Annotated in this window: 6 protein-coding genes; 3 read left to right on the top strand and 3 right to left on the bottom strand. The window is 67.2% G+C overall.

The features are described 5' to 3' along the window. A partial coding sequence (locus AC07O8_RS12980) for a beta strand repeat-containing protein (protein ID WP_495048414.1) occupies nucleotides 1-4,581 on the bottom strand: 4,581 nt, incomplete at its 3' end. Nucleotides 4,582-4,881: 300 nt separating this feature from the next. Next, entirely contained in the window at nucleotides 4,882-7,029 is a 2,148-nt protein-coding gene (locus tag AC07O8_RS12975; RefSeq protein WP_495048413.1) for a S46 family peptidase, read from the bottom strand. 262 nt (nucleotides 7,030-7,291) lie between these two features. On the opposite strand from AC07O8_RS12975, the gene AC07O8_RS12970 reads away from it, so the two are divergent. From AC07O8_RS12970 to AC07O8_RS12960, 3 genes are all read left to right on the top strand, one after another. Further along, nucleotides 7,292-7,555, top strand: a complete 264-nt coding sequence (locus AC07O8_RS12970; protein WP_431102492.1) for a hypothetical protein — start codon at nucleotides 7,292-7,294, stop codon at nucleotides 7,553-7,555. A gap of 191 nt (nucleotides 7,556-7,746) precedes the next feature. Beyond that, nucleotides 7,747-8,439, top strand: coding sequence for a DNA adenine methylase (locus AC07O8_RS12965; RefSeq protein ID WP_495048412.1), 693 nt, complete (start codon nucleotides 7,747-7,749; stop codon nucleotides 8,437-8,439). Then, a complete protein-coding gene (locus tag AC07O8_RS12960; protein ID WP_495048411.1) occupies nucleotides 8,436-9,323 on the top strand; it encodes an 8-oxoguanine DNA glycosylase in 888 nt (295 codons plus the stop codon). The genes AC07O8_RS12965 and AC07O8_RS12960 overlap by 4 nt, the downstream gene beginning before the upstream one ends. Nucleotides 9,324-9,365: 42 nt before the next feature. Here AC07O8_RS12960 and AC07O8_RS12955 read toward each other — a convergent pair whose 3' ends face one another. Further along, the gene (locus AC07O8_RS12955) at nucleotides 9,366-10,916 is read right to left on the bottom strand and encodes a methyl-accepting chemotaxis protein (RefSeq protein ID WP_495048410.1); all 1,551 of its coding nucleotides are present in this window, start codon (nucleotides 10,914-10,916) and stop codon (nucleotides 9,366-9,368) included. Nucleotides 10,917-10,966 lie beyond the last annotated feature (50 nt).

The raw sequence follows: 10,966 nt of genomic DNA, 5'->3' as shown, positions 1-10,966 counted from the left end.
CTTGCCGCCAGCTTCGATGCCGCCGACGTTCACCGAGCCGCTGTTGTTGATCGCACCGGTGCCGGTACTCGTACCGACGGTGGCTTGAGCGACCTGCGTATCCTTCACCACGTCGACCGTGTTCGTCGACTGATTACCCGCAGCATCGGTCTGTTGAATGGTGACGTGGTTCGTGCCCTCGTTCAGCGCGTTACCCGAGATCGAGCTGCCCGAGCCTTGCGTCCAGGTCTGACCTCCATCCAGGCTGTAGTCCCACTTGCCGCCAGCTTCGATGCCGCCGACGTTCACCGAGCCGCTGTTGTTGATCGCACCGGTGCCGGTACTCGTACCGACTGTGGCTTGAGCGACCTGCGTGTCCTTCACCACGTCGACCGTCTTCGTCGACTGGTTGCCCGCAGCGTCGGTCTGACGGACCGTCACGTGGTTCGTCCCCTCGTTCAGCGCGTTACCCGAGATCGAGCTGCCCGAGCCTTGCGTCCAGGTCTGACCGCCATCCAGGCTGTAGTCCCACTTGCCGCCAGCTTCGATGCCGCCGACGTTCACCGAGCCGCTGTTGTTGATCACACCGGTGCCGGTGCTCGTGTCAATGGCGGCTTGGGCGACCTGCGTGTCCTTGACCACGTCGACGGTCTTCGTCGACTGGTTGCCTGCCGCATCGGTCTGCCGGACGGTGACGTGGTTCGTGCCTTCGCTCAGCGCGCCGCCCGAGATCGAGCTGCCGCTGCCTTGCGTCCAGGTCTGGCCGCCGTCCAGGCTGTAGTCCCACTTGCCGCCGGCTTCGATGCCGCCAACGTTCACCGAGCCGCTGTTGTTGATCGCACCGGTGCCGGTGCCCGTGTCGATGGCGGCTTGAGCGACCTGCGTGTCTTTCACCACGTCGACGGTCGACGTCGACTGGTTGCCTGCCGCATCGGTCTGCCGGACGGTGACGTGATTCGTGCCTTCGCTCAGCGCGCCGCCCGAGATCGAGTTGCCAGTGCCTTGCGTCCAGGTCTGACCGCTGTCCAAGCTGTAGTCCCACTTGGCACCGGTCTCGATGCCACCGACGACGACGGACCCGGTGCCATTGATCGATCCGCCTGAGGAGGTCGTCACCGTCGGGTTCTGCGCGATCGAATCCTTGGTCACGTCGATCATGACGCTGGCGACATTTCCCGCAGCGTCGGTCTGACGGACGGTGACGTGGTTCACGCCCTCGCTCAGCGCGCCGGCCGCGATGGACGAGCCGTTACCTTGGGTCCAGGTCTGGCCATCATCCAGGCTGTAATGCCACGTTGCGCCCGACTCGATGTTGCCGACCGTCACCGAGCCGCTGGCGCTGATAGCGCCTGCGCCCGTACTTGTCTGGACGGTTGGGGTCCAGACATGCGCGTCCTTCACCACATCCGCGGTCGCCGTCGATTGGTTGCCTGCGGCATCCGTCTGGCGGACGGTCACGTGATACGTACCCTCAGGCCAGGCGGCGGCATTGATGCTCGAACCTACCCCCTCGTTCCAGCTCTCACCATCGAGGCTGTACTCCCACTTGCCGCCAGGCTCGATGTTGCCGACGGTCACCCAACCGGTGTGGTTGATGGCACCCGTGCCGGTGCTTGTGCCGATTGCGGCAGGAGCGATCTGCGTGTCTTTCACCACGTCGACAGTGTTTGTCGACTGGTTGCCTGTCGCATCGGTCTGCCGGACGGTGACGTGGTTCGTGCCTTCGCTCAGCGCGCTACCCGAGATCGAGTTGCCGCTGCCTTGCGTCCAGGTCTGGCCACCGTCCAGGCTGTAATCCCACTTGCCGCCAGCTTCGATGCCGCCGACGTTCACCGAACCGCTGTTGTTGATCGCGCCGGTGCCGGTGCTCGTGTCAATGGCGGCTTGGGCGACCTGCGTGTCCTTGACCACGTCAACGGTCTTGGTCGACTGGTTGCCTGCCGCATCGGTCTGCCGGACGGTGACGTGATTCGTTCCTTCGCTCAGTGCATTAACCGAGATCGAGTTGCCGCTGCCTTGCGTCCAGGTCTGGCCTCCGTCCAGGCTGTAGTCCCACTTGCCGCCAGCTTCGATGCCGCCGACGTTCACCGAGCCGCTGTTGTTGATCGCGCCGGTGCCGGTGCTCGTGTCAATGGCGGCTTGAGCGACCTGCGTGTCTTTCACCACGTCGACGGTCGACGTCGACTGGTTGCCTGCCGCATCGGTCTGCCGGACGGTGACGTGATTGGTGCCTTCGCTCAGCGCGCTACCCGAGATCGAGTTGCCGCTGCCTTGCGTCCAGGTCTGGCCTCCGTCCAGGCTGTAGTCCCACTTGCCGCCGGCCTCAATGCCGCCGACGTTCACCGAGCCGCTGTTGTTGATCGCGCCGGTGCCGGTACTCGTGTCGATGGCGGCTTGAGCGACCTGCGTGTCCTTGACCACGTCGACGGTCTTGGTCGACTGGTTGCCTGCCGCATCGGTCTGCCGAACGGTGACGTGGTTCGTTCCTTCGCTCAGCACGTTGCCCGAGATCGAGTTGCCAGTGCCTTGCGTCCAGGTCTGGCCAGCGTCCAGGCTGTAGTCCCACTTGCCGCCGGCCTCGATACCGCCGACGTTCACCGAACCGCCATTGTTGATCGCGCCGGTGCCGGTGCTCGTGTCGATGGCGGCTTGAGCGACCTGCGTGTCTTTCACCACGTCGACGGTCGACGTCGACTGGTTGCCTGCCGCATCGGTCTGCCGGACGGTGACGTGATTCGATCCTTCGCTCAGTGCATTACCCGAGATCGAGCTGCCGCTGCCCTGCGTCCAGGTCTGGCCACCGTCCAGGCTGTAGTCCCACTTACCGCCAGCTTCGATGCCGCCGACGTTCACCGAACCGCTGTTGTTGATCGCACCGGTGCTGGTACTGGTACCGATGCTCGGTTGAGGCGCGGCAGTGTCCTTCACGACATCGACCGTCTTCGTCGATTCGTTGCCCGCGGCATCGGTCTGTCGCACGGTGACGTGATTCGTCCCTTCGTTCAACGCGCTGCCAGGGATGGACGAACCGCTGCCCGGCGTCCAGGTCTTGCCGTCGTCCAGGCTGTAGTCCCACTTACCGCCGGCTTCGATACCGCCGACGTTCACCGAACCGCTGTTGTTGATCGCGCCGGTGTCGGTGCTCGTATTGACGTTCGGCGGAGTCGCGGCCGAGTCCTTCTCAACATCGACCGTCTTCGTCGACTGGTTGCCTGCGGCATCGGTCTGCCGCACGGTGACGTGGTTCGTGCCTTCGCTCAGCGCGTCGCCCGCGATCGAGTTGCCGCTGCCTTGCGTCCAGGTCTGGCCACCGTCCAGGCTGTAGTCCCACTTGCCGCCGGCCTCGATACCGCCGACGTTCACCGAACCGCTGTTGTTGATCGCGCCGGTGTCGGTGCTCGTATTGACGTTCGGCGGAGTCGCGGCCGAGTCCTTCTCAACATCGACCGTCTTCGTCGACTGGTTGCCTGCGGCATCGGTCTGCCGCACGGTGACGTGGTTCGTGCCTTCGCTCAGCGCGTCGCCCGCGATCGAGTTGCCGCTGCCTTGCGTCCAGGTCTGGCCACCGTCCAGGCTGTAGTCCCACTTGCCGCCGGCCTCGATACCGCCAACGTTCACCGAGCCGCTGTTGTTGATCGCACCGGTGCTGGTACTGGTGCCGATGGTGGCTTGAGCGACCTGCGAGTCTTTCACCACGTCGACGGTCGACGTCGACTGGTTGCCTGCGGCGTCGGTCTGCCGCACGGTGACGTGATTCGTACCTTCGCTGAGCGCGCTGCCCGCGATCGAGTTGCCGCTGCCTTGCGTCCAGGTCTGGCCACCGTCCAGGCTGTAGTCCCACTTGCCGCCGGCTTCGATGCCGCCGACGCTCACCGAGCCGCTGGTGTTGATCGCACCGGTGCCGGTACTCGTGTCGATGCTCGGTTGAGCGACCTGCGTGTCCTTCACCACGTCGATCACCGCCGGCTCACTGCGTGTGCCGTCTTTGTCAATCTGCACGATCGTGATCGTGTTCTTGCCTTCCGCGAGTTGATCTCCCGGAATCGAGTTGCCGGTGCCAGGTTTCCAGTGCTGACCGCCGTCCGTCGAGAACTGCCAGCCCGCGCCCGGCAAGAGCCCGTCGATCGTCACTGACCCATTGCCGTTGATCGCATCGTTGCCTGTGCTCGTGGACGGGGTCGGGGTCGGGGTCGGGGTCGGGGTCGGGGTCGGCGTCGGCGTCGGCGTGACGATGGGTGCCCCCGAATGGGTGGTTCCATGACCGCCCGCCGCTGCCGCACCGGCCAACGTCAAGGCGCCCAGACCAACGGACATCAGGGAAAGACTCGGCGCTCCGCCGTCGGCGGACGCAGCGACATCCAAGCCGGCGCCCGCGCCGACAACAGTTCGCTCCATCGATGGCGTCGATGCGTCAGCGACCACTGTGTCGGCGCTCGACGCGGTGTCCTCCGCAGGAAGATCCACGGAAGTCCCGAGCACGACCTCCTCATCCGCATCGGGTTTCACAGCACGCCGCACCTGTCGCCCGACGCCGGAGGCGACGATGTCGTTCGATGTCGATGGGACGGCTTGCGGGTTGGGCGCTTGAGGGGTGTGAGTCATGGTTCATCGTTCGAAAAAGGGACGCCCAGTCTCCAAGCGCTCCGATATACGAACCATTGCTGCTAGACACCACTCTGCGTGTCATGACCGACAACAATGAGTGAGCCCATCCCACATTCATGCAGCTGTACGCAAGGTTTCATCACTCCCGCCACTTGATGCAGGCCAGCCTCGCTGGCGGAAGTCGGCTGCAGGACGCGCCTGAAATGAAAACGCCCCGCACAGGCGGGGCGCCAAGCGGGGCGTTCATCGGATCCATCGCCCGGATCGCTCAGCCGAGCGGCCGGGGGGAACGCGCCATCACAGCGCGTTCATTTCCTTCAGCAGGCGGTCCGCCTTGTCGACGACCTTCATCTGCCACAGCATGTAGCGCGCATCCAGGCAGATGCTGCGGTTCATGTTGTCGTTGAAGTCCCAGTCCGAGATCACCGCGTCCAGCGTGCCGTCGAACAGCAGGCCGACCAGTTCGCCGTTGCCGTTCAGCACCGGCGAGCCCGAGTTGCCGCCCGTCGTGTCCAGCGTCGCCAGGAAGTTCACCGGCACCGAGTCCAGCGCCTTCACGCCGTACTTGTCGAACTGGCGCGCCTTGATCGCGGCCAGCTGTTCGGCGGGCGCGTCGAACTCGCCCGTGCCGGTGTGCTTGGCCACGATGCCGCGCAGCGTCGTGAACGCCGTCCAGGTCGTGCCGTCCACGCCCGGCGTGCGGCCCTTCACCTGGCCGAAGGCCACGCGCAGCGTGCCGTTCGCGTCCGGATAGACCGGCTGGCCGCGGCTGGCCTTGAAGTCGATCTCGGCCTGCATCGTCGCGGCGTAGGCCTGCTGCGTCTTGCCGGCCAGTTCCTTGTCGCGGTTCTCGCGCGCTTCCTCGTCGGCATGCAGCGCCACGGCGGCCTGGACCAGCGTGTCGGTGCTGGACTCGAAGGCGGCGGCATCACGCGACAGCCACGCGCTGCGCTCGGCCTTGTCGGTCAGCTTCGTGCCCGCGTACAACGCATCGACACGTGCCGTCACGGCGGCCGCATCCATGCCCGCCCGCACGCCCAGCGCGTTCAGGAACGCGGCGTTGAGCTGGTCGGCCGGCAGGGCCAGGTATTGCGTCAGGAAGTGGCTCACCACCTTCTTCTCGGTGACCTCGTCGAAGCGGCGGTCCAGCGTCTCCACCGCCTGCTTGCGGCGCAACTGATCGCGATCCTGGTAACCGGCCTTGCGCTCCGCATCCGGCTTCTTGCGCTGCAGCGACTGCTCGTACAGGTCGCTCGCGCTCTTGACGAGCGCGGGCGTCGCGTAGCTCAGCAGGAACTCGCGGCGCACGATGGCCTGGCGCTCGGCGATCAGGCGTTCCACCTCGACCAGCGACGGGCCGTAGGCGGCGCGGCGCTTGGCGTCGGCGTTCACCCAGGCCTTCATCTGGTCGAAGGCCGCCTGCTTGCGCGCGAGGATGTCGCCGCCCGCGTAGCTGGCCATCTGGCCCTGGTAGTTCTTGTAGTAGTTGTTGACGCCGGCGACCGTGTTGGCCAGCTTGATCTCGGCATCGCGACGACCGGCGGTCGCCTCCTTGATCAGGTCCAGCTGCTCGCCCATCGCCTTCACGCGGTTCGGGAAGTCCCACGAGAACGCGAAGTCGACTTCCGACGGCAGACGATGGCGGTTGGTGCGACCCGGGTACCCGGCCACGGCGACGAAGTCGTTCTCGTTCAGCGGCGAGCTCGCCAGCTTCAGGAACTGCTGCGGCTGGAAGGGCTTGTTGTCCTTGCTGAAGTCCGCCGGCTTGCCGTCTGCGCCGACGTAGGCGCGGTAGAAGCTGTAGTCGCCGGTGTGGCGCGGCCACATCCAGTTGTCGGTGTCGCCGCCGAAGACGCCGACGCCTTCGGCCGGCGCGTGGACCAGGCGCACGTCGCGGATCTCGAGCTGCTTGGTCAGCTGGTACATCAGCCCGCCGTAGAACGCGCCCACCGAGCAGCGGTGGCCGGCGTCCTTCTCGCACGCGGCCACCAGCGACTTCTGGTTGGCCTCGATCGCGTCGACGCGGGCCTTGCCCTGCAGCGAGGCGGTCTTCCTGTCGATCACCTGGTCGGTGACGTCGGTCAGCGCGACGGTGACCAGGATGCGGCTGCCCGGCGCGGCCGGCAGTTCATCGGCCAGCGACGCGGCCAGGAAGCCCTTCTTCAGCAGGTCCTTCTGCGGCGTCGAGTTGTACTGGATGCTGCCGAACGCGCAGTGATGGTTGGTCACCACCAGGCCCTGCGGCGACACGAACGACGCCGTGCAGCCGCCCAGGCTCACCACCGCGCCCATCGGATACCCCAGCGGCTGCGACAGCCGCGCCGGATCGAATTTCAGGCCCAGGGCCTTCATGTCCTTGGCCACCAGCGGCAGCTGCTCCGGCATCCACATGCCTTCATGCGCCTGGGCGCCGGCCGCGGCGTACAACGCCAGCGCGGCCCACATCACTCGTTTCTTTCGCGGGACTCCTGTCCACCTTCTGAGAAGGGGCGAACCATACACGAGCCCACAGGCCCGGACCCGTGCCGATCGGCACCCGGCCACCATGCCGCATGGCGGGATAACCCGGAGTTCCACTCGGGCTCCACGAGCGTGGGATGGGGAAACCCTGACTCCAAACTTACACTTCCACCCGTCCGGCGACCGCCGCGTCCCGGCCCCTCCCATCCCAACGCCCACTCCCGCCGTCGTCGTCCAGGAGCCCGCCATGACTCTCACGCAGCTCAGCCAGGTGAAGCGCTGGATGGTGATGCACAGCGCCCGCCACCCGGTCGAACTGGCGGTGTGGAACATCGTCCTGACGATCTGGATGCTGGGGTTCATGGGTGTTCCGGGCGCGTTATTGATCCAGGCGTGGATCGCACTGCCGTTGTGCCTGATGGCCTGGCTGCTGCCGATGGCCTACACCGGCGGCCGCCGGAGACTGCACCGCTCGGGCCGCCTGCGCTGCGACTGGCTGACCGCGCTCTGACCTCCGCAGGCCACGCACGACCCGCAGACCTCGGTGATTCGAAGCCGGCGGAGCCGGAGCCCCTCGGAGCGAATTCCGAGCGGCGAGGAGGAGATTGAGCGGAGAGGGGCGCCGGCTCCGCCGGCTTTCGCTCGTTCGATCGACCGCCTCCCGCCTTGACATCATCGTCACTTCTGACGATGATCCGTCGCATGAAGTATCCAGGCGGCAAGGGCAAGACGTACCAGCACGTCATCAACCTGATGCCTCCGCACCGGGTGTACATCGAGACGCATGTTGGCGGTGGTGCGGTCCTGCGCCACAAGCTGCCGGCGGCGCGATCGATCGCCATCGATGCCGACGAACGGGTCATCGCGCAATGGCGCGACCTGGCCCTGCCTGGTGTCGAGCTCGTTCACGGCCGCGCTGAGGATTTCCTCGCGAGACATGTATTCGAGGGTGATGAGCTGGTCTACGTCGACCCGCCCTACCACCCCGAGACGCGCCGGCAGACGCGCATCTACCGGCACGAGTACGGCGCGGCGGACCACGAGGCGCTGCTGGCACAGCTCGCGGCGCTGCCGTGCCGGGTGATCGTGTCGGGCTACGCGCATCCGACGTACGACGCCCTCCTGCGGGGGTGGCGCACGGTGGATTTCCGCGCGAAGACCCACACCGATGTGCGCACCGAGACGCTGTGGTTCAACTTCGAGCCGCCCGAGATGCTTCACGACAGCCGGCACCGCGGAGCGACCTTCCGCGAGCGCCAGACCCACAAGCGGCGTCTTGAACGCCTTCAAGAGCGTGTCCATGCCATGGATCCGGTCGAGCGCGCCGCGTTCGCCCAATGGCTGAACACCACCTATCCAGCCGCCCAGAGAGGCGGCGTTCCCCTGCTCCCATGACCCAGATCGTTGCCCTCGTTTCCCGCCACGGCTCCCTCCAAAGAGAACTTCCCGACCCCCACCACCTCCTCCTGACCGGCGTCCGCTGGGGCGCCGTCGAAGAGTTCCCGACGCCTGCCTACTGGATGCAGCAGGCGCTGGCTCGCCGCCTGGATCGCCTCGACGGCCCGGATCACCCGGATCATCCGGACATGACGTGGCCTGCGGCGTCGGGCCGATCGCTGGCCGAAGAGGTCGGCGCGTCGCTGCTCGGCGGTCCGGGTATCCCGGCCGCCGTGGGTCTCGCTGCGTTCGCACGCATCCGCGAGCGCGGCGCCTTCGTGCAGCCGGGCGTGTGCGAACTCACCCTCGGTGCGTGGCTCAGCGAGCCGCTGGAGGTGGAGGGCAAGGCGCTGGCCTTCCGCTTCGCGGCGCAGAAAGCCAGGCATCTGGCGGCGGTGATGCCGGCACTGCTGTCGGCGCCGGATTTCGAAGGGGGTCAGGAGGTGCGCAACTGGCTGATGGCGCTGCCCGGCGTCGGGCCGAAGACGGCCTCGGCGATCGTGCGCGGCTGGTCCGCGTCCGAGGAGATCGCGCTGATCGACGTGCACCTGCTACGCGTCGGCCAGGTGATCGGGCTGTTCTCGCGCAAGCTGACGGTCGAGCGGCATTACCTCGAAGCAGAAGCGCGCCTGTTGAAGCTGTGCGCCGCGATGGACCTGCGCCCGTCGGAACTGGAATCGGTGGTGGCGGCCGAGATGCGCCGCTCGCCGGAGACGGCGCGCTTCCTGGTCGATCACCTGAAGGCGACCGAGCCCGGCGCGAGGACGACTGGCGCCTCGGCGTCGACGAAGACCCGCGCGATGCGCGAGCCGGAGCAGATCGCGCTGGTGTTCACGGCCTGAGCGCCGCCGGAGGCGACGTCCGACACGCGTGTCGGCGCCGCCTCAGTTGGCCAATCTGAACCTCGCCACCACCTCGCTCAACCGCGCGGCCTGCTCCTTGAGCGCCTCGGCCGCGGCGGCCGATTCCTCGACCAGCGCGGCATTCTGCTGCGTCATGCCGTCGAGCTGCGTCACCGCCGTGTTGACCTCCGACAGGCTCTGCGTCTGCCCGCCGGTGGCCTGGGCGATCTCGCGGATCAGCTGGCTGACCTGCCTCACCGCGTCGACCACCTGCGTCATGGTCGTGCCGGCGTCGCCGACGGCACGCGACCCGGTCTCGACCTGTTCCACGGACGTGGCGATCAGCGTCTTGATCTCGCGCGCCGCCTGGGCGCTGCGCTGCGCCAGGCCGCGCACCTCCGACGCCACCACGGCGAAACCGCGTCCCTGCTCGCCCGCGCGGGCCGCCTCGACCGCGGCGTTGAGCGCCAGGATGTTGGTCTGGAAAGCGATGCCGTCGATCACGCCGATGATGTCGGCGATGCGCCGCGACGACTGCTGGATCCCCGCCATCGTCGAGACGACACGGCCCACCATGTCCCCGCCCCGGCTGGCCACGCCGGCCGCGTCCTGCGCGATGCGGCTGGCCTCGTCGGCGCTGCTGGCGCTCTGGCGGGCCGCATCGGTGAGCTGATGCATCGCCGCCGAGGTCTCCTGCAGGTTGGACGCCGTCTGCTCGGTGCGGCTCGAGAGATCGAAGCTGCCGGTCGCGACCTCGCGGCTGGCCTCGGCGATCTGGTCGGCGCTGGCGCGCACCGTCGACATCGACGCATGCAGCGCGTCGCGCATCTTGCCCAGCGCCCGCAGCAGGTCGCCGAGCTCGTCCCGACGCGATGCCATGTCGACGTCGCGCAGGTCGCCGCCGGCGATGCGGTCGGCCGTCGCCGAAGCCGCGCGCAACGGCTGCGTGAGCGACCGCGTCAACAGCCATCCGACCAGCGCGCCGAGCGCCATCGCGGCGGCGACCAGGGTCCAGATCGCGGTCAGCACGATGCGGTAGTCGGCGCGCGCATGCTCATGCGCCAGATCGGCGCCGTCGGCATTGATCTTCACGAGGTCCGCCTGGCGCTGGGTCGCGCCGCGGAACGCCGTGCGAGAGTCGCCGCGCAGCAGGGCCACCGCCTCGTCCCGCTGCCCTGCGCCAAGCGCCGCCGCATAGCGTTCCTGCATGGAGCGGTAGGCCTGGATCTGACGCCCGAGTTCCTCGAAGACCTGCCGCTCCTTGTCGCTGGCGACGAGCTTCTCGTAGCTCGACAGCAGTCCGGGCAGCACGCGCCACTGTTCGGTCAGTCGCGCCGCCTCCTCCGCGACCGCCTTGGCATCGCCGCCGACGAGCATCTGCAATTCCGCCCGCCGCATCTGGTTCATCGAATCGCTGATGGCGCCCAGCAGACGCGTGCTCGGCAACCAGTTGGTCGCCAGGTCGTCGACCTTGTCCTGGACCTGCGCCACGCGGGTCGCCGAGAACGCCCCCATGGCGAGCATCAGCACCAGCAGCAGCGCGAAGCCCAGACCGAGCCTCACCCCCACCTTCAAGTCGGACAGCATTCCCATGTGATCCTCCTGTCGGCGCCGGTGTTGGCGTCGCCATCGCAAGTTAGCAC

The organism is Roseateles sp. GW821-FHT09G09 (genome assembly GCF_059415965.1).
This window is presented reverse-complemented; position numbering and strand designations above follow the sequence as displayed.